Below are 21,105 nucleotides of genomic sequence, written 5' to 3' on the forward strand. Positions count from 1 at the left end.
CTGTACGAGTGCCCACACAGATGATTGCTTTATATTGTTAAAGAACGTTGCGACGTTGTCGCTAGGGATGCGTATAATACATCCTTAATTTTTCGAGTCAACACTTAATTTCAAACTTTCTTTCGATAATTTGAAACCGAAGTTTCACTTAACTCTCTGCTACGTTGTTCAGCGTCTTTCGTTGCTGCCCGCCGTGTCAGTGGATGCGCATTATAGGGATGCGAAGAATTAACGCAAGCACTTTTTGTAGAAAACTACTAAAAACTTACCTTTCGCGCAAAAAATAAGCTAAAGGCAGTAAAAAACACAGTTTACTGTACAAAATACAGCCAACTTTTCTCGAGAGGATCTTAAGTATTATCGATATTAGGTAATACGCAAGTTTTTAAATAAAAAAGCGCCACTATTTTTAATGGCGCCTTTATCAATCAACTCTGAATTAGTACAAGATACTATATAACTTACGGCGATACTTAGATGCCAAGGCATCACCATCAGGTAAAGAAGCGATAATTTCTAGATAGGTTGGTTTTGCATCTGCGTAGTTAAGATCTTTTTTAAGTACATTAAATAACATCTCTAAAGCTTCTTCTTTACGGCCCGCACTATTAAGAGCGTTACTTAGTTCTACTTTTATCTCTAAATCATTTGGGTATTTTTCAACTTTATCTTGCAGTGCTTTTATTTCTGGTGAATCTGTTGCAGCTAATGCTTGTTCACACTTTGCTTGAATATTTGTGAAATACGCATCACGTTCACTTTCTGCAACCGAATCTAATAATGCTTGTGCATCTTCCAATTTATGAATTTGAATGCAGATATCAGCTAAAACTAACTTTACACGCGTATGGTTTGGATCAAGCTCATAAGCCTGCTTTGCATAGTTAAAAGCATTGTTTAAGTCTTGATTAATTAACGCTTGCTTAGCCTGCTCTAGTAATAACTCGTGTTGAGCTGGTAAATGTTTGGCTAGCGCATCGCGAATTTGCTGCTCTGTTTGAGCGCCAGGTAACATATCTACAGGCGCTGAATCTTTTAACATCACAAGTGTAGGTAATGCTTGTAAACCGATTTGCTGTGCAAGTTGTCCTGCAAGTGCCTGCTCAACATCACAATCTAATGTTGCTACTAATAAATGCTCACCATATTCATGTGCGATTTTTTCTAAAATAGCAGCTTGCTGATGACACTCTGGGTTTTGCGAAGAGTAAAAAGTAAGTAATACTAATTTTTCAGCGGACGTTTCACCCAATGCTTGCTGCAAATTTTGCTGGGTAAGTTTTATCATATTATTCATTTGATCGATTGCACTATATAAGTATTTAGGTTTTTATATAGTGGCAAACATAACAATTACAAGCCCCACGGGTCGAGGTCATTATGAAATTATCTACTATTTCTGCAGCTTTGTTACTTCTTAGTCCATTCGCGCAAGCAATAACACTAGATTTAAACCTTCAAAAAACCATGCCTGAGATTGAAAAGCTTTATTTAGATTTACATCAATCTCCTGAGCTGTCTTACCACGAAAAACAAACAGGCCAGAAGCTAGCAAAAAAATTAAAGCAACTAGGCTTTACTGTTACAGATAACGTGGGTGGTTTTGGCGTTGTTGGGATTTATAAAAACGGTGATGGCCCAACAGTAATGATCCGCACTGATACTGATGGATTACCAATTGTTGAGCAAACTGGTAAACCCTATGCCTCTAAAGTTACTGTAACAAATGATGCTGGTGCAACCGTTGGCGTAATGCATGGTTGTGGTCATGATATTCACATGAGTTCATTTATTGGCACAGCTCAACAGTTAATGACACATAAAGATCAGTGGCAAGGTACTTTAATGATGGTCGCACAACCAGCAGAGGAAGTAGGTGGTGGTGCAAAAGCCATGCTTAAAGAAGGGCTTTTTACTAAGTACCCTACTCCAGATCATGTTATTGGGTTACATGTAAGTGCCAGTGTTCCTGCTGGTAAAGTCAGTATGAAAACAGAATACACGATGGCTAGTGTTGACTCTGTTGATATTACTGTAAAAGGTAAAGGGGGTCACGGTGCCTATCCACACACAACAATAGATCCAGTTGTGATTGCTTCACGTATTGTGTTGGCACTACAAACAATTACTAGTCGCGAATTGTCACCACTAGAGCCATCAGTGATCACGGTAGGCTCAATTCACGGTGGCTCCAAACACAATGTCATTTCAGATGAAGTAAAACTACAACTTACACTGCGCAGTTATAACCCTGAAGTTCGCTTACAACAAATTGCAGCGATCAAACGAATTTCGAAAGGCATCGCATTAAGTGCGGGACTTGATAAAAGTTTAGCACCTGAAGTATATGTGCATGAAGATGAGTCAATTCCTTCAACATACAATAATCCAACTCAAACCAACTTAGTACGTTCAGCGATTGCTAATGCGATTGGTGAAGACAATGTACTTGAAACTGAAGCTGTAATGGCTGGTGAAGACTTTGGCCTTTATGGTCGTACAGAACAAAATGTACCAATTACTTTGTTTTGGTTAGGGGGTGTTGAACCTAGTCAATATGATGCTGCAATGCAATCTGGCGCAACATTACCTTCTTTACATTCAAGTAAGTTTGCACCTGATTACAAAAAGGCGCTTCCTACAGGGATAACTGCAATGAGTAATGCCGCGGTTGCCCTATTTAACAAAAAGTAGTTTAGGCTGACCTAGCTCTAGGCTTAGCCTTTCTTTTAAAACGTCGCTTTTGCGGCGTTTTTGGTAATTGGGCAAAAACTTGGCTGTCGCACTGTTTGGCTTGATCAACTAAAGCATGTAACTCAGTCAGTAATGGCGTTAAAAATTGCTGATAACTCATATGCTGTTCAGCTATATTCCCTAATGATGCTTCCCACTTAGCAGTTAAGTCAGGGCTAGCAAGCTGCTCAGGTAAAGTGCTAATAAGCGCTTTACCTGTTGCCGTAGCTAAAATATTTTTACCCTGACGCTCTAAAAAGCGGCGCTTAAATAAAAGCTCGAGAATACCTGCCCGTGTAGCCTCAGTACCTAGTCCATCAGTTTCTTTAAGGATCTTTTTAATCTCAGGGTCTTTCACATAGCGGCTGATGCCTGTCATAGCACTTAATAAGGTAGCATCAGTAAAATGTGCTGGCGGTGTCGTCATTTTGTCTACCACTTCACCTTGATTGCAATGCAGCTGCTGACCTTTTTCAAGAGCAGGTAAGGTTTGCTTATCTTTTAACTCTGTTTTGCCCATTAATGTTTTGAAGCCTAAGCTAACATCTTGCTTAGCAGCGGCTTTAAAAAGTCCACCAGCAATCTCGACTGTTACTTTGGTTTCGTTAAAGACATAGTCAGAATAAAACTGGATTAAATAATGACGACAGATCAACCGATAGATTTTTTGTTCATCACTATTTAATGATGCTGAGCGAAGTTGTTTTTCGGTAGGAACAATAGCGTGGTGTGCCGCAACTTTGCTGTCATTAAAACATTTACTCCGCTTGCTGGTGTCAGCTTGCTTGCAAGCTTCACTTGCTTGGCCTTCATTATTAGCAATAGCAGCAATAATACTCGCTGCATCTTTATGATGCTCTTTTGGTAAATAGCGATTATCTGAACGAGGATAAGTAATTAACTTATGACGCTCATACAAGCTTTGGCAGGTATCTAACACCTTTTGTGCAGGCATTGAAAACGCTTTTGCCGCATCGATTTGTAAAGCTGATAAATTATAAGGTAACGGTGCTTGTTGTTTTTTTTGTTTTTGCTCAAGGTCAACCACTTTAGCTGGTTGATTAGTTATACGTGATACAACATTTTCAGCAAGCCCTCTATGTAATACTCTCCCCTCCTCATCTTGATAAGGTTCGCATGCTTTACTTGGTTGCCACTTAGCTGAAAATGTTTGCTGCTGCTCAGTTTCAAGATGAGCTAATACTTCGTAAAAAGGTTTCGCTACAAAGTTAGCTATTTCATTATCACGATTTACAACAAGACCTAAAATAGGTGTTTGAACACGACCTACAGATAACACATTACCAAACCCTGCTTTTTGCCCAGCAAGCGTATAAGCCCGAGTTAAATTCATGCCAAATAACCAATCAGCACGTGAGCGAGCTAATGCAGACACACTCAAGGGAATAAAATCGCGATTCGACTTTAAATTATTAAGTGCTTTTTTAACTGCACTTAAGTTTAAATCGCTTATTAATAGTCGTTGAATTTGCTGTTTTTTGGCTTTGCTCAGTTTGACCTGCTCGATCACTTCATCAACCAATAGCTGGCCTTCACGGTCAGGGTCGCCAGCATGAACGATTACGCTTGCCTGCTTAATAAGCTTTTTTAATACGGTGAGTTGTTTGCGTGTTTTTGCTTTAGGTTTTAATTGCCATTGCTCAGGCACAATAGGTAAATGCTCGAATCGCCACTTTTTAAAACTTGTGTCGTAATCATCTGGCTCGGCTTGTTCAAGTAAATGCCCTATACACCAAGAGACACAATCACCATTACCAAGCTCTATATAACCATCCTGTTTTTTATGAGGTTTAGGCAGTGCATCCGCAATGGCTCGCGCCAATGACGGTTTTTCGGCAATGTAAAGTTTCATAACGCAACACTAATACTGTTTTTATAAACAGTATTCTAGCACAGGAATTTTAACTTAGGAATGGCTTACGCCTGCTGCCGGCGTCGGGTGAAAAGGTAAATAAGAGGTAGATAACACACAACCACTGTACCAACATTGATTAAAGGTAACAGGGTTTTATACATATAGGTGCTGTACGATAAGTCCCAAAGATGACGATCGACTAAACGAAACAACTGTAATATGGGAGCCATTATAACGACCAGTTGCCCTAAAGCACTTTGCCATAAATAGACTTTGTCTTTAATCCCCAAGTAGGCAATTAAAGCCATCCAAGCAATATCATTAAAAGCCCACACAACATAGCGCCACACATAAATATCATCAAATGCTTTTAGAGCAGAATAAATAAGAGTTCCGAACAAGAAGAAGGCTGCCGTGATAACAGCAAAGTAAAGTGCGGGCCAATCTTTACGAAGATAAAATACAAAAATAGCCGGGCTCAGAATGAACACCCAGCTATGATCTAATGTCACAATGACAGAATCAATCCAATGAGGCAAAGTTACTCACCTTGCGTTTTACCATCATCATTGTCATCGCCACCGCCGCCATTACCTGGCATATAGCTGTACTTATCAACTTTTTTCATTTTTATACTCCATTACATGTGTTAATGAAGTTTCACTTTAATTGATTTATTGTCTTACATCAATAGGGTCAGATTCGTGAGCTTTACCTTGCATGATAGATATTTCGACACGACGATTCCGCTTGCGATCTTCATCAGTCACATTCGGTACAAGAGGCCTAGTTTCTGCGTGACCTACAACCATCATACGAGATTTATCAAAACCAGGGGCTTTTTCCATTTCGCTTGCAACGGCAACTGCACGTTTTGAAGATAAATCCCAATTATTAGTATAAAGCTCATTTGATACTTGGAAGTCGTCAGTATGTCCTGACACGGTTATTTCACCCGGCACATCTTTTAATAGTGTCGCAATATCACGAATAATAGGCTTAAACTTAGGCTGTAAAAAGGCGCTGCCAGATGGGAATGAGCCATTCTCACGGATGCGAATAATAATTTGTTGACCTAATGACTCAAGTTCAATCGCACCATCCATAATTTGCTGTTCAAGCTGCTGGGCAATTTTCTTCACAAGCTCATTAGTCTGTTCTTGGTCAGCCGCAGAAATTGACTGCTCCAATGCTTGTTGCTGAGCCGTGCTTTGCGATTCACCACCACGCTTATTACCACGTTGCTCTTGACGACCACCGGCAGAGCTTTCATCACCAGCTTGAAACTCAAGCATTTGCTGAGTCATTTCTACAGTTTGTTGTTGAATCGTTTCGATAGGGGTAGGTTCAGGTTTACCAGGGGTAAACTCCATTGCTATTACCGAGGTCCCTTTTGGAATATCTTTTACTTCAATTTTGTTTTGCACACCAAATGCAAACTTCATTGAACCAGCAATTTGCTTAAACTTCAGTACATCCATTTCCGAGAAAGCAAGTAAGAGTACAAAGAAGCACATTAATAATGACATTAAATCTGCGAAGGTTCCCATCCAGGCTGGTAAACCTGGTGGTGGACATTTGCACTCTTGATCGGACATGCCCTACTCCTCGGTATCAACTTTACGTTTTGATTCAGCTAGGTAATTTTTCAATATACCTTCAATGACTTTCGGATTTTGGCCATCTTGAATACCTAGTACTGCATCGAGAATTAAGCGTTGGTTAAGAGCTTCTTCATCTTTACGTAGTTCTAGCTTTACCTGAATAGGAATTGCTACAACGTTTGCTAAGAAAGCACCATATAATGTTGTTAAAAGTGCAACCGCCATCGCAGGGCCGATTGCTTTCGGGTCATCCATGTTTGATAGCATAGCAACCAGACCTATTAGCGTACCGATCATACCCATCGCAGGGGCAATATCAGCAAGTGACTTGAATAAGCCTGCGCCAAGTTCATGACGATTAGCGGTGAGAGAAATATCTTTTTGCAGCGTGGCACGAACAACATCAGCATCATGACCATCCACTAACATATCCACCCCTTTACGCATAAAACCGTTGGGGATTTCGGCTTCTTCTAATGCTAGAAAACCACCTTTACGTGCTGAGTCAGCTAATTCTACTGCTTTTTCAATTAATTCTTCTGGAGATTCGATTTTGAACATAAAGGCTTTAGCAGCCACTTTACCTATGCCCAAAAATTGCCCCATGGTGAAATTCGATAACACGATAAAAATCGAACCACCAAATACAATGACCACCGAAGGCGTGTTGTAAAACATTGCAACTTGGCCGTCACTACTTAACACCATCGACATAGCAATTAAGCCTATGGCACCAAGAATACCTATTATGGTTGCTAAATCCACATACCCCTCCAGAGGAACAATTACACGACACCCTCAGGCATCAAATTTTTATTATTAACTGCTTATCGGCAAGCAATTGAAATACTTAAATCATTAAATGAATTAATTATATTTTAATGTAAGATTTTTAAGCTACAAGTTTAAGCTGTATGTAAAAGCGTAAAAATAACATATTGAAAATGGATTATGCGTAAAAAAACACATCATTCTTTGACCTAGTTTAGCATTCCCCCTAAAATTGGCCTCACTTTCTAACAGCTATCGAGGCCACAATGGCAACAAAGAAACCAGAAAACTTAAGCTTTGAAGAAGCGCTGGATGAATTATCTCAAATAGTTGCACAAATGGAGCAAGGTGAATTGTCTTTAGAACAATCACTAAAACAATTTGAACGTGGTATTGCGCTGGCGAATGCTTCATCTGGTAAGTTGCAACAAGCCGAACAAAAAGTTGCCATCTTAATGGGTAACGATAGCCAAGCTCCTCTTAGCAATTTTGATTCAAACTTGGACTAATTAAGTGCAACTAAAAGAACAATTACAACGCGCTCGAGAAGACGTTGAGGCACATTTAAATCGCTATTTCGCACAGCCACTTAATACCGAAAAGAACATTAAAGAAGCTACTCATTATGGTGTTTTAAATGGTGGTAAGCGCTTACGTCCTTACCTTGTATATGCGACGGGCCGAATGATGGGTGCTAACAAGGCCGATCTCGATATTCTTGCTGCTGCCATTGAATGTATTCATAGCTACTCATTAGTCCATGATGACCTACCTGCAATGGATGACGATGACTTAAGACGTGGTCGTCCCACCTGTCATATTGTCTATGGTGAAGCGCAAGCAATACTCGCAGGTGATGCATTACAAACACTGGCATTTGATTTAATCGCCAACCACCGATTTTCAGTTCCTGCGAGCCAGCAGGTAAAAATGATAGCCTCGTTAAGCAAAGCCTCAGGTATTGAAGGTATGGTAGGTGGACAGGCACTGGATATAGAAGCGACTGATAAAGAAATTAGCGTGTCTCAGCTAGCGCGTATTCATCAGTTAAAAACGGGCGCCTTACTAAACTGTGCAATTACACTTGGTGCATTAAGTGCTAATAGCTGCGATGAACATACTCTAAAGCAGTTGAACTTATTCGGCCAAGCAATAGGTCTGGCTTTTCAGGTACAAGACGATATCCTAGATGTAGAAGCTGATACTGAAACATTAGGTAAGCCACAAGGTTCAGATATTGCCGCCAATAAAGCAACTTACCCTGCTTTATTGGGAATGGCAGGTGCAAAGCAAAAAGCACAAGACTTACTAGCTCAAGCTCATCAAGCTCTTGAGGCAATTGATTACGACACCAGCGAACTGGCAAGCCTTGCTAGCTATATCGTTGAACGTAATTATTAATGCCTAAAAAAGAAAGACAAAATAACTAAAAAATCAGAGCAGCAATGGGCTATAATGCACTCTGGTTAGCGAAGGATGTATATAAAATCATGACACTTGATAGTAGCAAGTATCCATTATTAAGTTTGGTTGACGAACCAGCACAACTGCGTGATTTAGCGCAAGACAAGTTACCTGCGTTTAGTAAAGAGTTACGCGAATACCTACTTAACTCAGTTTCGCAAAGTAGTGGTCATTTAGCATCAGGTTTAGGCACTGTTGAACTAACGGTTGCGCTTCATTATGTTTATAACACGCCTGAAGATCGTTTAGTATGGGACGTGGGTCATCAAGCATACCCACACAAAATCTTAACTGGTCGTCGTGACCAAATGCATACTATTCGTCAAAAAGACGGCTTACACCCTTTCCCATTCCGTGAAGAAAGCCCTTACGACACCTTCAGTGTAGGTCATTCGAGCACTTCAATTTCGGCTGCACTAGGTATGGCCATCGCTGCTGAAAAAGAAGGTAAAGATCGTAAAACAGTTGCTGTTATTGGAGATGGTGCGATTACTGCAGGTATGGCATTTGAAGCGATGAACCACATGGGTGATGTAAACCCTAATGTGCTAATTATCTTAAATGATAATGAAATGTCGATCTCTGAAAACGTGGGTGCACTAAACAATCACTTTGCACGTATTTTGTCTGGTAGCTTCTACACCAATATTCGTGAAGGTAGCAAAAAACTTCTTTCAGGCTTACCACCTGTGAAAGAGCTTGCCAGCCGAATGGAAGAACATTTAAAAGGTATGGTCATTCCAGGTACTTTCTTTGAAGAGTTAGGCCTAAATTACATCGGCCCAATCGATGGTCATGATGTTAATATGTTGGTCGATACCTTACGTAACATGCGTAACCTTAAAGGTCCGCAATTACTGCATATCAAAACACAAAAAGGTAAAGGTTATAAACCTGCTGAAGCGGATCCAATTGGCTACCATGGCGTACCAAAATTTGATCCTAGCATGTCTAAATTACCAAAATCAAAACCTGGCGCGGCTACATTTTCTAATGTATTTGGTGACTGGTTATGCGATATGGCAGCACAAGACGACAAGCTGATGGCAATTACCCCAGCGATGCGTGAAGGTTCTGGCATGGTGCGCTTTTCTAAAGAGTACCCTGCGCAATACTTTGATGTAGCTATTGCTGAACAACATGCTGTAACGCTTGCAGCTGGCCTTGCCTGTGAAGGCTTAAAACCTGTTGTTGCTATTTATTCAAGTTTTTTGCAACGCGCTTACGACCAACTTATCCACGATGTGGCATTACAAAACTTACCTGTTTTATTTGCTATTGACCGTGCAGGAATTGTAGGTGCAGATGGTGAAACTCACCAAGGAGCCTATGACTTGAGCTTTATGCGCTGTATTCCTAACATGATTATCATGGCACCAAGCGATACTAATGAGTGCCGCCAAATGTTGTATACAGGTTACCAATGCAATCAACCTGTTGCTGTTCGTTACCCTCGAGGTAGTGCGGGTAATTGTGACGTTGAATCGACAATGAGCGCGATTGAAATTGGTAAAGCGCGTAGCATCAAGCTAGGTAGCAAATTGGCAATCTTGTCGTTTGGTACGCTATTAGAGAACGCCAAAGTAGTCGCCGATGAACTTAACGCAACAGTGATTGATATGCGCTTTATTAAGCCTCTTGATACTGATGCTATTAGCGAATTACTAGCTAGCCATGATGTGATTGTTACCTTAGAAGACAACGCCATTGCGGGCGGTGCAGGTTCTGCTGTGAATGAGCACCTAGCTGCAATTAAGGCTAACGTGTCTATCTTAAACTTAGGTATTCCAGATGAATTCATTAAGCATGGCACGCAAGATGAAATGCACGCCGAAATGGGCTTAGATGCTAATGGCATCTTAGCTAGCATCAAAGAGTTCATGGCTTAAGCCAAACAGCATTCACAAAAAAGGAGCTTTAAAGCTCCTTTTTTAATACCAATCCGATTAATTAAGTAGTCTATTTTGAGGCAATTAAACCTCGTTGATAACAAGGCAAAAATTTCGTTATTTAGTTGTTCTAAATGAGAAATTTTTAACGCAGTTAGCGACAGGTTTAATCCCTCAAAATGATTAAGTATTATTGCGGGTTGGTATAATACCAATGGAAACTCTATCGCATCCAAATTTTTATATCGGCTAAGCCATTAGCTTGTAATGCACTGAGCTGCTGATCAACATTATTGCTTTGCTCGAACTCAAAGGCATCTAATTGCTCATCAAAGGTAATGTTTGCAACACCATCACCACCACGCTTTTTAACTTGATGTAATGCGATATCAGCAAGATTGACTGAAGTTTCCCAACCAATAACTTGTCCACCCAATAAAGGTAATGGGTAGAAAGACCAGCCAATCGACGCAGTAATGGTGGTTGACTCACCATTTGGTAATCTAAATGGATTTGCTGCAATCGCTTCACATAAATCAGCAACATAATTGTCTATCGCTGTACGTTTGAAATCACGTAGTAAGAGTAAAAACTCATCACCACTCCAACGTGCGACATAGTCAGAACCTTGTGTACGGCTATTAAGTAAGGTTGCCATTTGCTGTAAACAGCTATCGCCTGCAAGTGGCCCATAAGCATCATTAATTCGGCTAAAGTTATCAAAGTTAATGATCAACAATACCAATGATTTGCCCTGCGCTTGTAATGACTGCGAGTTTCGCTGGAAGTGCTCGATATCTTTTGGTAGTTGATCAAACAAGAAACGGCGGCTACGTAATCCAGTAAGCTCATCAGAATGGCTAACTAACTTAAGCTGTGAATTTACTTGATTAAGCTTATCGTTGGCTTCACGAAGCTCAACAGTTCGTTCTGTTACTAAGCTCTCAAGAGCTAATTGTTTACGTTTCTCTTGCGCTCTAAATACCCAGAACACAAGATAAAACAATAAAATAAAGCTGCTGGTGATCAAAAGTCTGAAATAGATAGTCTCGTCAAAGCGACGCGGCACCACAAAACTATACTCAGTACGACGTGCTTTTTGCCAATCTTCACCACGGCGTTTTGCTTCAAGCTGGAATAAAAAAGAACCCGGCGGTAAGTTGGTATAAATTGCCTCACGACGAGTATTAGCATAACGCCAGTCACTGTCCAAGCCACTTAAGCGGTAACGGAACTCAATACTTGAAGGGGCATAATAATCAATCGCAGTATATTTTAATGTCACATCACGCTCATCAATTTGCAGCTCAGGTTTATTACCTAAGGTTGCCGTACTTAAATGACGAAGCGGCGTGATCAGGCTTTCAATACGAGGTTTCAGAGCTTGCACACCAAAGAGCTCAACACTCTTTGGAATTTCAACAACACCTTGTAGGCTTGGGTACCAAATAGAGTTACCTGTATCTGCCACAGCATCATGGCCAAGACCGGCACAACATTGACTAGCTTTACCATCGAGCTGACGGTCAAACGATGAGATCACTTGTTCTACTTTTAAGCTCTCAATGTCAGTACCAAACTGCTCTACCGGCATGCGATATACGCCTTTCATGGTACTTACCCAAATACGCTTTAACTGCTTATCGTAAACGAGACTAAAAATAGACCCATACGGTAGACCATCGGTCGCATCTAACTGACGCCACTGACCTTTGGTACTGCGATAAAATAGACCATCGTTAAGTGAGCCTATTAATATCCCCACCCCTTCAATATTTAAAATACTGGTGACGTAAGCACTTTCTAAACTAGTTTGGTCGCCAATTTTCTCAATACCTCGGTCGGTAAAGTAATAAGCCCCTTTACTGGTACCAATTAAGCCAAAGTTTTGCTCATCAAGAACATAGGTTATAAATTTACTGCTTAAGAATGCATTGTAAGCAAATGGTGTTAAACCACCATAACTTAAGCGATACATACCTCGGCCAGTACCAAGCCAAAAACCGCCTTTGCTAGAACGGCTAATTGCGAATACAGGGTTATCTCGTAGCGCTCGCCCAGGGACTGTATATAAGTTTTGGTTTTCGTAATAAAACACACCGCGACCAGTTGCGATGTACAAACGGTCACCATCAAATTGTAAGTCGTGCACCGCAGCTCGACCAAATTGATTACTCGGAATTTGATTTACAAAATTTTTGTTATAATCGAAGTAGCCAACACCACTTCGATTGGCCACCCATAATTTGCCATCAGGTGCTTGGCTAATAGCCATCACCGCTTCTGTCATATTTGAAATAGCAGAGTGACGTTCAATACGCCCCTCATGAGCAAGCCATAAACCTTCACTGAAGCTTGCCAGCCAAATATTATTTTGATTATCACGAAAGATATCAGCAAACCAAATACTCTGATCTAGCTGACTTGGCTCAACCCATTGCCAATCACCTGAGTTATCACGAAATAACAGCCTGCCATAGGTCGAAATCCATAACGCCCCATCAGAGTCACTCATAAACTTATAAACAGCAGAGTTACTCGCATTTGGAAGTGGGAATGGACGCAGCTCATCATCTAAATCAAGAAAATAAGCACCTAGCTCTGAGGCTAGGTATAAGTTACCTTCAAGCCAAGCCATATCATGAATAATGGTTTGTGCTAATCGTTCAGGTAATGACACTTTTGCAGTGAGTTCTAATCGTAATTTTGCAAAGTCAGAAGAGGTATTAGTTAAGCGCAGTAAGTGACGCTCATTAACCAGCCAAATACCTTCTGGCGACAAAGCCATTTGACTCACTGAACCAACAATTTGCGTAATTGCAGTGGCATTAGATACCGGTACGATTAACGCTGAGTTTTGATTTAGTGTGACTTGATTTCGAGCAACATAATAAAGGCCGTTCGCGGCAATCCAGATACTACCTTTGGAGTCTTCAAGAATATCCCGCACAGGGCCTTTGACGTTAAAGGTTTGCGACATCATAGTTTTAGGATCAAGTGTCACCAAGCCATTTTTGGTACCTACCCAAAGTAATCCAGTGCTATCAACCAATAACTTATTAATACCGTTACTTGGCAGGAAGTCGCTATTTTGCGTATTGAAGTTGGTGAAAGTATTACCATCAAATCGGCTTAAGCCAAACTGTGTGCCTAGCCACATATAGCCTTGCTCATCTTGAGCAATACTTTTTAAAGATTGTGATGGCAAGCCATTTTGGATGTTCCACTGTTTAACGACATAGTCAGTAATAGATGCAAACACAGGCATGCTGCAAAGCATCAACAAACAGACAACTAGAAATCGCATCATATACTTGCCACCAAGTAACACTTAACTCATCGTTTAAAAAGGCAAATAGCCAGCTTTAAACAAGGCTTGAACACAAATTAATGAAAATATACCTGCTAAAATATCATCAGCCATGATGCCCAAGCCACCGTGTAAACGTCTATCGAGAATTCTGATAGGACCTGGTTTAGCGATATCAAAAAAACGAAACAACAAAAAACCAACCAACAGTGACTGCCAATTCAGTGCAGCACCAATCATGGTGATATAATAACCAGCAACTTCATCCCAAACAATGGCAGGATGATCGTGTACCCCTAAGTCATCTGCCGTTTTACCACATGCCCAAATACCAAATACGCTGATCACGATTGCAAACACAATCTGTAACCATAGCGGAAAGTACATTGTGGTAAAAATAAACGGCAATGCAGCAAAGGTACCAAAGGTGCCTGGAGCTTTAGGCGCAAGGCCTAAGCCAAAACCCAAACCAAAAAATTGGTGTGGGCGTTTTAAATTGAATAAACGGTTATTGCTCAAACCGGCTCCTTCGTGAAGTGCTGAAACCCCTTGCCTTGATAGTTAAATTTTTCACCATCAAGTAATAGTTCAATGTCACTTTCGCCACTTTTAATTTGCCCAACACAACTTGCTTCAACACCATATTGGCGCAACTTCATATCAACCATGCTTTTATTACTTTCAGGCACAGTAAACAGCAACTCATAATCGTCACCGTAATTTAAGATATAATCAAACTGCTCTGCACGTGGAATTGAAGAGTTTAGTGCATCAGAGACTGGCACTTTATCGACATTGATCACAGCACTGACTTGCGATAGCGCTAAAATATGTCCTAAATCAGCTAATAAGCCATCAGATATATCAATCGCCGCAGAGGCTGCACCTCGTAACACCTGCCCCGCTGCAACACGCGGAGTCGGGTAATCAAAGCGATTATTTAAATAATTTAAATGTTCAGGGGCAATATCAAGTCCTTGTTTACGAGCTTCAATTGCCACACCAGCATCACCTAATGGGCCTGTTACATAAATCCAATCGCCAACTTTAGCACCACTACGACGTAGTGCTTTGCCTTCAGGTACGATGCCTTTAGCACAAATTGTAATAGTTAAAGGGCCTTGGGTGGTATCACCGCCAATTATCTGCACATTGAAGTACTCTGCAATTTCATGCATACCTTCGGTGAACTCTTCAAGCCATTCTATGTTTACTTCTGGCAAAGTTAAGCCAACCGAAATCCACGTTGGTTCTGCCCCCATAGCCGCCAGATCACTTAAGTTAACAGCTAAAGCTCGATGCCCAAGAGCACGAGGAGAGATGTCATCAAAAAAGTGTACCCCCGCAACTAACGTGTCTGTTGTTACTGCCAATTGGCAGTTTTCAGGCACAGATACCAAGGCACAATCGTCACCAATACCTAGGTTCACATCATGGCGAATAATACCACGGCCTTTAAAGTAACGATTGATTAATTCAAATTCCTTCATACACAAAAAAGCCGGCCCAAGCCGGCTCTCCTTTTACGGTGCTACTTACTTACGCAGTTCTTTCACTGCTTTATCAAGTACACCGTTGACAAACTTATGACTGTCTTCAGCACCAAACATCTTAGCAAGCTCAATGCCTTCATTGATTGCTACTTTGTAAGGTACGTCTTCACGGAATTTCAACTCATAGCCAGACAGACGTAAAATTGCTTTTTCGACCATGTCTAACTCATCAGCTGGGCGTGCTAAATGTGGCGCAACGATTTCATCTAATTGCTTACAGTTAACAACAACACCGCGTGCTAGGTCTTTGAAATATTCGACGTCGATCTTAGTCACATCATTTTCAATTAACATTTGCTGTTCGATATCAGCAATCGGGTTACCGCTTAACTGCCAAGAGTATACGGCTTGAAGTGCTAAGATACGTGCTTTACGTCTTGCTGCTGGTTTCACAGAGATTCCTTAAACTTAAATTTTGTCTAACACATTAACCATTTCAAGCGCACCTAAAGCAGCTTCGCCGCCTTTATTACCCATTTTGGTACCTGCGCGCTCAATTGCTTGCTCAATGCTTTCAGTGGTTAATACGCCAAATGCAACCGGGATATCATACTCAAGAGATACTTGCGCAAGACCTTTGTTTGATTCGCCAGCGACTAAATCAAAGTGTGGCGTACCACCTCTGATCACTACGCCTAAAGCGATGATTGCATCGTGTTCTTTCTTTGCTGCAACGCGTTTCGCTGCTAAAGGTAATTCAACGGCACCTGGTACGTAAACAACAGTAATGTCGTCTTCAGATACGCCACCTGTGCGCTTAAGCTCATCAACAGCACCTGCTAATAGGCTGCTACCAATAAAGTCATTAAAGCGAGAAATGACAATGGCAAACTTTTTGCCCGGTGCGTATTTGTTACCTTCAATAATTTTCATTTAATAACCCTAAAAAATAAGTTTAAGCGGTTGCGATTGCGCAAAAATTACGGCGCATAATACCACAAAAATATAAAAGTAGCCTAGTAAATCTGTTTTCCAACAATTTGCCTAATTATGACTGCGGCTCAACGTAGTCAACCACTTCTAAGTGGAAACCAGATAACGCATGGTACTTTTTAGGACGGCTCATCAAGCGCATCTTTTCAATACCTAAATCAGCAAGGATCTGTGAACCCACCCCCACAGTACGCGATGTACCTTGGAATTTACGGTGACTAACATTTTCGCCAGCATCTTGTGCAGCAAATGCTTTAACGGTTGCTTCTAGGTCTTCCGTTGATTCTTGCTTACCTAAAATAACCAGTACGCCGTTGTGCTCAGCGATATAAGCCATAGCATCTGATAAGCCCCAGCTACGATCAGCACTTCTATCTGATAATAAGATGTCATTGAAGGTACTTTGTAAGTGAACACGAACTAACGTCGGCTCATCTTTAGATACTTCACCTTTTTGTAGGACATAGTGAAGTTGACCATCAATGGTGTCTTTGTAAGTAACTAAATCAAATTCGCCGTGATCAGTTGGCAATTTACACTTGGCAACACGCTCGATGGTGGTTTCGTTTAGGTTTCTGTATTCGATTAAATCTGCAATAGTGCCAATCTTTAAGTCATGCTCTTTAGCAAAAATTTCAAGATCTGGGCGACGTGCCATAGTGCCATCAGCATTTAAGATTTCAACAATCACTGATGAAGGCTCAAGGCCCGCTAAACGCGCTAAATCACAACCCGCTTCGGTATGACCCGCTCGAGTTAGCACGCCACCTGGTTGCGCCATAATAGGAAAGATATGCCCCGGTTGAACAATATCGCTTGGCACGGCACCTTTAGCAATAGCAGCTTGTACTGTACGAGCACGATCAGCTGCAGAAATACCTGTCGTTACGCCTTTCGCCGCTTCAATAGACATGGTGAAGTTAGTCGAAAAAGCAGCACCATTATTTTTAACCATGAGTGGTAACTCTAACTGTTGACAACGCTCTTGTGTCATAGTTAAACAAATTAAACCACGGCCATGCGTTGCCATAAAGTTGATGGCATCTGCACTGATATGCTCTGCTGCGATGATTAAATCGCCTTCATTTTCTCTGTCTTCATCGTCCATTAAAATAACCATTTTACCGGCTTTAATGTCATCGATAATTTCTTGCGCGCTGTGTAAATTCATAATATGCCCATGAGAGTATTATTAATAGTGACTATCTTTGCTTATTTAATAAAGCCAGCTTGTGCTAGCAAGCTCATTGATATGTCTGAACGGGAAGGTTGTTCGGCCCCTTTTATTAGGCGCTCTAAATAGCGAGCAATCTGGTCAACTTCTAAGTTCACCTGAGTACCCACCTGAAATTCTGCAATCGTTGTTTGTTCAGCGGTATGCGGAACAATAGTAAGCTTAAAGCGGTTTTGTTCGACCTCATTGACCGTTAAGCTAATGCCATCAATACATACCGAACCTTTGTACGGAATGTATTTCATTAAATCATTGTCTGTACTTAACCAGTACTCTGTTGCACGGGCATTAGGACTGATACTTTCTACAGTCGCAATACCATCAACATGACCTGATACTAAATGCCCGCCTAGGCGAGAAACGGGTTGCATGGCTTTTTCGAGGTTGACTGTTTGTCCTTTTTTATAATGCGCAAACCCAGTTAAGCTGATTGTTTCGTTAGATAAGTCAGCACTAAAACCATCGCTATGTTTAGCGACAACCGTTAAACACACACCATTAGTGGCAATACTGTCACCGAGCTTGACGTCTTTCATATCCAAATTAGTGCTTTGAATACGAATAGCCAGATCGCCTTGCTTTTGTGTTAGTTCAACAATTTTACCTGTTGCTTCAATAATTCCAGTAAACATAGTGCTACTCTTTATTTTTCAATTTTTGTGGCTTGCTTTGCTTTGTAGCTGTTAAGCGAATATCGTCGCCAATCATCACTGTATCAGTAAAAGTCAGTTCAGTGATATCACTCATCACGGTAACTTCTGCAAAGTTTAGTAAGCTTTTGCCCATATCACCTATTAACTTAGGGGCAATATAAACGATGTATTCGTCAATTAAATCCTGCTCAGCAAACACCCCTGCAAGGGTCGCTCCTGCTTCGAGCCATATCTGATTAAATTGTAGTTCAGCAAGACGCTTTAAAACCGCGGATAAATCAACTTTATTATTAACTGCTGGTACAACTTCGTGTTTAACAAAGTGAGGCCATTGATGTTGTTTATCAAGCGATGTAGTGAAAATAATCACCGGACTTTCAATGCTAAATAATGTAAGTTCAGGCGTTAACCTATTTTGTGAATCAATAATCACTCGAGTAGGCTGGCGCAAAGGCAAGGATGTAGGCATAGCAAATGGCAGTTCATCAACGCGCACATTGAGTTTTGCATTATCAGTAATGACTGTGTCAGCCCCCGTCAAGATAGCGCAACTTTGCGCACGATATGCTTGCACATCTTGGCGCGCTTTAGGACCAGTAATCCATTTACTTTGACCATTATTTAGCGCGGTTTTGCCATCTAAACTACAGGCCATTTTACAAGTCACATATGGTACCCCTGTTTCCATACGCTTTAAAAAGCCTTTGTTTAGGTCACGCGCTTGTTGCTCAAGTAAACCGGATGCCACTGAAATACCAGCATCGGCTAAAATCTGTAGACCACGACCACTCACCGCAGGGTTAGGATCGACCATGGCAGCAATAACCTTACTGACACCAGCTGCTTTTAAACCTTCGGCACAAGGCGGAGTGCGTCCATAATGACTACAAGGCTCTAAAGTTACATATGCTGTGGCGCCTTTCGCATTGTCGCCAGCCACAGCCAAGGCATTTACTTCAGCATGGCCCTGCCCTGCTAGTTGATGAAACCCTTCACCGACTATTTCGCCATCTTTAACCAGTACACAGCCAACATTAGGGTTTGGAGTCGTGGTAAAACGCCCTTGTTTAGCAAGCTCAATGGCACGCGCCATATAAGCAATATCAAGCTCTGTGAATGACATAATTAATCACCTAAACGAGCGATTTCTTCACCAAACTCGCGAATATCTTCAAATGAACGATATACAGATGCAAAACGCACATAGGCCACTTTGTCGAGTTTTTTCAGTGACTCCATGATGCACTCGCCAATTAAATGGCTAGATATTTCACGCTCACCAGTAGCACGAAGTTGAGATTTAATAATGTTAACGACTTCGTCGACCTGCTCAGTGCTAACTGGGCGTTTCTCTAAAGCGCGATGCAAGCCATTGAGTAACTTATCTTCGTTAAATGGTTCGCGACTACCGTCTTGCTTAATCACTCTTGGCATCACAAGTTCAGCGCCTTCAAAGGTGGTAAAGCGCTCATGGCATTCGTTACATTCACGTCGACGTCTAACTTGGTGACCACCGCCAACAAGTCGAGAATCAATTACTTTGGTATCTTTTGCGGTGCAAAAAGGGCAATGCATAGGGTTCAACTTCCGTTTATAAAAAACAAAAAAAGGCCGCTTACTAAGCGGCCTTTATAATAGCAAAAAACAACGCTATTGTTATCTTAATTACGGTTTAACCAGTAATTAAGCGTAAACTGGTAATTTTTTACAGATAGCTTTAACTTTCTCTTTTACTTCTGCTTGTACAGACTCATCGTTGATGTTGTCTAGTACGTCACAGATCCAGCCTGCAAGCTCTTTTGACTCAGCTTCTTTGAAACCACGGCGAGTAATAGCCGGAGAACCAATACGAAGACCAGACGTTACGAACGGTGAACGTGGGTCGTTTGGTACTGAGTTTTTGTTAACAGTGATGTTAGCGTTACCTAGTGCAGCGTCAGCATCTTTACCTGTGATATCTTTGTCAATTAGGTCAAGAAGGAATAAGTGGTTGTCTGTTTTACCAGAAACAACTTTATAGCCACGCTCTTGAAGTACTTCAACCATAGCTTGAGCGTTCTTAACAACTTGTGCTTGGTACGCTTTGAACTCTGGCTGTAATGCTTCTTTGAAAGCAACCGCTTTAGCAGCGATGATGTGGCATAAAGGACCACCTTGACCACCAGGGAAAACAGCACTGTTTAGCTTTTTGTAGATCTCTTCATCACCACATGCAGAAACGATTAGACCGCCACGAGGGCCTGCTAATGTTTTGTGAGTTGTCGTAGTAACAACGTGTGCATGAGGAATTGGGCTTGGGTATACACCCGCTGCGATAAGACCAGCAACGTGAGCCATATCTACGAATAAATATGCACCAACTTTATCAGCGATTTCACGGAATTTAGCCCAGTCAACAACGCCTGAGTATGCAGAGAAACCAGCGATGATCATTTTTGGCTTATGCTCTAATGCAAGTGCTTCAACTTGAGCGTAATCAATTTCGCCAGTTTCGTCATTTAGGCCGTATTGAATTGCATTATACGTTTTACCAGAAAAGTTAACGTGTGAACCGTGAGTTAAGTGACCACCATGAGCTAAGCTCATACCTAGTACTGTATCATGCGGCTGAAGAAGAGCTTGGAAAACAGCTGCGTTTGCTTGTGAACCCGCATGCGGTTGGACGTTAGCGTAATCTGTGCCGAATAATTCGTTTGCACGATCAATTGCTAGTTGCTCAACAACGTCAACATGCTCACAACCGCCATAGTAACGTTTGCCTGGGTAACCTTCAGCGTATTTGTTGGTAAGCTGAGAACCCTGCGCTTCAAGTACGCGTGGGCTACAGTAGTTTTCAGACGCGATCAGTTCGATGTGCTCTTCTTGACGAGCCGTCTCTTTAGTGATGGCTGCAAATAACTCTGGATCGAAATCCGAAATATTCATGCTACGTTCTAACATGGGGTCTCCTAAGGCAACGTGTATGGTGTTTTTTGAAGGCTGTATTGTACGCTTAAAACGCACTTTTGCCTATCTTGTAAAGATGAACATATTTAAACAGGGATTGAATTTATTTCACAGTGTTTTAATAATGATATTTTTTTAT

The 21,105-nt window shown here is 41.3% G+C and carries 19 protein-coding genes; 4 read left to right on the forward strand and 15 right to left on the reverse strand.

The features are described 5' to 3' along the window. Positions 1 to 439: 439 nt before the first annotated feature. The gene (locus L1D46_RS14165) at positions 440 to 1,297 is read right to left on the reverse strand and encodes a tetratricopeptide repeat protein (RefSeq protein ID WP_239977721.1); all 858 of its coding nucleotides are present in this window, start codon (positions 1,295 to 1,297) and stop codon (positions 440 to 442) included. An 83-nt stretch (positions 1,298 to 1,380) separates the two neighbouring features. Here L1D46_RS14165 and L1D46_RS14170 point away from each other — a divergent pair, with 83 nt between their 5' ends. Further along, complete coding sequence (locus tag L1D46_RS14170; protein WP_130049547.1) at positions 1,381 to 2,694, forward strand: amidohydrolase; 1,314 nt, start codon at positions 1,381 to 1,383, stop codon at positions 2,692 to 2,694. Between the two features lies 1 nt (position 2,695). On the opposite strand, the gene L1D46_RS14175 is transcribed toward L1D46_RS14170, so the two are convergent. The 4 genes from L1D46_RS14175 to pomA all read right to left on the reverse strand — a co-directional run bounded on the left by L1D46_RS14175 (position 2,696) and on the right by pomA (position 6,978). After that, positions 2,696 to 4,606, reverse strand: a complete 1,911-nt coding sequence (locus tag L1D46_RS14175; RefSeq protein WP_239977722.1) for a DNA topoisomerase III — start codon at positions 4,604 to 4,606, stop codon at positions 2,696 to 2,698. A gap of 65 nt (positions 4,607 to 4,671) precedes the next feature. Then, positions 4,672 to 5,148 carry a hypothetical protein gene (locus L1D46_RS14180; RefSeq protein ID WP_130049549.1) on the reverse strand — a complete coding sequence of 159 codons (477 nt, stop codon included), beginning with the start codon at positions 5,146 to 5,148 and terminating at the stop codon, positions 4,672 to 4,674. Between the two features lie 135 nt (positions 5,149 to 5,283). Further along, a complete protein-coding gene (locus L1D46_RS14185; protein WP_054562656.1) occupies positions 5,284 to 6,207 on the reverse strand; it encodes a flagellar motor protein MotB in 924 nt (307 codons plus the stop codon). Between the two features lie 3 nt (positions 6,208 to 6,210). Beyond that, positions 6,211 to 6,978, reverse strand: coding sequence for a flagellar motor protein PomA (pomA, locus tag L1D46_RS14190; RefSeq protein WP_054552564.1), 768 nt, complete (start codon positions 6,976 to 6,978; stop codon positions 6,211 to 6,213). A 272-nt stretch (positions 6,979 to 7,250) separates the two neighbouring features. Between pomA and xseB the strand changes: the two genes are divergently transcribed. From xseB to dxs, 3 genes are all read left to right on the forward strand, one after another. Further along, entirely contained in the window at positions 7,251 to 7,493 is a 243-nt protein-coding gene (xseB, locus tag L1D46_RS14195; protein WP_054552565.1) for an exodeoxyribonuclease VII small subunit, read from the forward strand. Between the two features lie 4 nt (positions 7,494 to 7,497). After that, positions 7,498 to 8,385, forward strand: coding sequence for a (2E,6E)-farnesyl diphosphate synthase (ispA, locus tag L1D46_RS14200; RefSeq protein ID WP_239977723.1), 888 nt, complete (start codon positions 7,498 to 7,500; stop codon positions 8,383 to 8,385). 89 nt (positions 8,386 to 8,474) lie between these two features. Beyond that, entirely contained in the window at positions 8,475 to 10,337 is a 1,863-nt protein-coding gene (gene dxs / locus L1D46_RS14205; protein WP_239977724.1) for a 1-deoxy-D-xylulose-5-phosphate synthase, read from the forward strand. A gap of 223 nt (positions 10,338 to 10,560) precedes the next feature. Here dxs and L1D46_RS14210 read toward each other — a convergent pair whose 3' ends face one another. From L1D46_RS14210 to glyA, 10 genes are all read right to left on the reverse strand, one after another. After that, positions 10,561 to 13,647, reverse strand: coding sequence for a ligand-binding sensor domain-containing diguanylate cyclase (locus L1D46_RS14210; protein WP_130049552.1), 3,087 nt, complete (start codon positions 13,645 to 13,647; stop codon positions 10,561 to 10,563). Between the two features lie 33 nt (positions 13,648 to 13,680). Then, complete coding sequence (locus L1D46_RS14215) at positions 13,681 to 14,166, reverse strand: phosphatidylglycerophosphatase A (RefSeq protein ID WP_130049553.1); 486 nt, start codon at positions 14,164 to 14,166, stop codon at positions 13,681 to 13,683. After that, a complete protein-coding gene (thiL, locus tag L1D46_RS14220; RefSeq protein WP_130049554.1) occupies positions 14,163 to 15,137 on the reverse strand; it encodes a thiamine-phosphate kinase in 975 nt (324 codons plus the stop codon). The genes L1D46_RS14215 and thiL overlap by 4 nt, the downstream gene beginning before the upstream one ends. Before the next feature lie 45 nt (positions 15,138 to 15,182). Then, positions 15,183 to 15,593, reverse strand: coding sequence for a transcription antitermination factor NusB (gene nusB, locus L1D46_RS14225; protein ID WP_054552571.1), 411 nt, complete (start codon positions 15,591 to 15,593; stop codon positions 15,183 to 15,185). A 15-nt stretch (positions 15,594 to 15,608) separates the two neighbouring features. Then, positions 15,609 to 16,073, reverse strand: a complete 465-nt coding sequence (gene ribE / locus L1D46_RS14230) for a 6,7-dimethyl-8-ribityllumazine synthase (protein WP_054562661.1) — start codon at positions 16,071 to 16,073, stop codon at positions 15,609 to 15,611. 115 nt (positions 16,074 to 16,188) lie between these two features. Next, a complete protein-coding gene (gene ribBA, locus L1D46_RS14235; RefSeq protein WP_130049555.1) occupies positions 16,189 to 17,304 on the reverse strand; it encodes a bifunctional 3,4-dihydroxy-2-butanone-4-phosphate synthase/GTP cyclohydrolase II in 1,116 nt (371 codons plus the stop codon). A gap of 41 nt (positions 17,305 to 17,345) precedes the next feature. Continuing rightward, positions 17,346 to 17,999, reverse strand: a complete 654-nt coding sequence (locus tag L1D46_RS14240) for a riboflavin synthase (RefSeq protein ID WP_130049556.1) — start codon at positions 17,997 to 17,999, stop codon at positions 17,346 to 17,348. Between the two features lie 4 nt (positions 18,000 to 18,003). Further along, positions 18,004 to 19,143, reverse strand: a complete 1,140-nt coding sequence (gene ribD / locus L1D46_RS14245) for a bifunctional diaminohydroxyphosphoribosylaminopyrimidine deaminase/5-amino-6-(5-phosphoribosylamino)uracil reductase RibD (RefSeq protein WP_130049557.1) — start codon at positions 19,141 to 19,143, stop codon at positions 18,004 to 18,006. Positions 19,144 to 19,145: 2 nt separating this feature from the next. Next, complete coding sequence (gene nrdR / locus L1D46_RS14250) at positions 19,146 to 19,595, reverse strand: transcriptional regulator NrdR (protein WP_054552576.1); 450 nt, start codon at positions 19,593 to 19,595, stop codon at positions 19,146 to 19,148. Between the two features lie 108 nt (positions 19,596 to 19,703). Next, on the reverse strand, positions 19,704 to 20,960 hold the full coding sequence (gene glyA, locus L1D46_RS14255) for a serine hydroxymethyltransferase (protein WP_054552577.1): 1,257 nt from the start codon (positions 20,958 to 20,960) through the stop codon (positions 19,704 to 19,706). Positions 20,961 to 21,105: the final 145 nt, after the last annotated feature.

This window comes from Pseudoalteromonas sp. Isolate3 (assembly GCF_022398505.1).
GTDB classification, from domain to species: Bacteria; Pseudomonadota; Gammaproteobacteria; order Enterobacterales; family Alteromonadaceae; genus Pseudoalteromonas; species Pseudoalteromonas apostichopi.

Bases quoted from the DNA above. Each gene is read 5' to 3' on its own strand.
- L1D46_RS14165 (WP_239977721.1), bottom strand. From the start codon at position 1,297: ATGAATAATATGATAAAACTTACCCAGCAAAATTTGCAGCAAGCATTG.
- L1D46_RS14170 (WP_130049547.1), top strand. From the start codon at position 1,381: ATGAAATTATCTACTATTTCTGCAGCTTTGTTACTTCTTAGTCCATTC.
- L1D46_RS14175 (WP_239977722.1), bottom strand. From the start codon at position 4,606: ATGAAACTTTACATTGCCGAAAAACCGTCATTGGCGCGAGCCATTGCG.
- L1D46_RS14185 (WP_054562656.1), bottom strand. From the start codon at position 6,207: ATGTCCGATCAAGAGTGCAAATGTCCACCACCAGGTTTACCAGCCTGG.
- xseB (WP_054552565.1), top strand. From the start codon at position 7,251: ATGGCAACAAAGAAACCAGAAAACTTAAGCTTTGAAGAAGCGCTGGAT.
- dxs (WP_239977724.1), top strand. From the start codon at position 8,475: ATGACACTTGATAGTAGCAAGTATCCATTATTAAGTTTGGTTGACGAA.
- L1D46_RS14210 (WP_130049552.1), bottom strand. From the start codon at position 13,647: ATGATGCGATTTCTAGTTGTCTGTTTGTTGATGCTTTGCAGCATGCCT.
- thiL (WP_130049554.1), bottom strand. From the start codon at position 15,137: ATGAAGGAATTTGAATTAATCAATCGTTACTTTAAAGGCCGTGGTATT.
- ribE (WP_054562661.1), bottom strand. From the start codon at position 16,073: ATGAAAATTATTGAAGGTAACAAATACGCACCGGGCAAAAAGTTTGCC.
- ribBA (WP_130049555.1), bottom strand. From the start codon at position 17,304: ATGAATTTACACAGCGCGCAAGAAATTATCGATGACATTAAAGCCGGT.
- L1D46_RS14240 (WP_130049556.1), bottom strand. From the start codon at position 17,999: ATGTTTACTGGAATTATTGAAGCAACAGGTAAAATTGTTGAACTAACA.
- ribD (WP_130049557.1), bottom strand. From the start codon at position 19,143: ATGTCATTCACAGAGCTTGATATTGCTTATATGGCGCGTGCCATTGAG.
- nrdR (WP_054552576.1), bottom strand. From the start codon at position 19,595: ATGCATTGCCCTTTTTGCACCGCAAAAGATACCAAAGTAATTGATTCT.
- glyA (WP_054552577.1), bottom strand. From the start codon at position 20,960: ATGTTAGAACGTAGCATGAATATTTCGGATTTCGATCCAGAGTTATTT.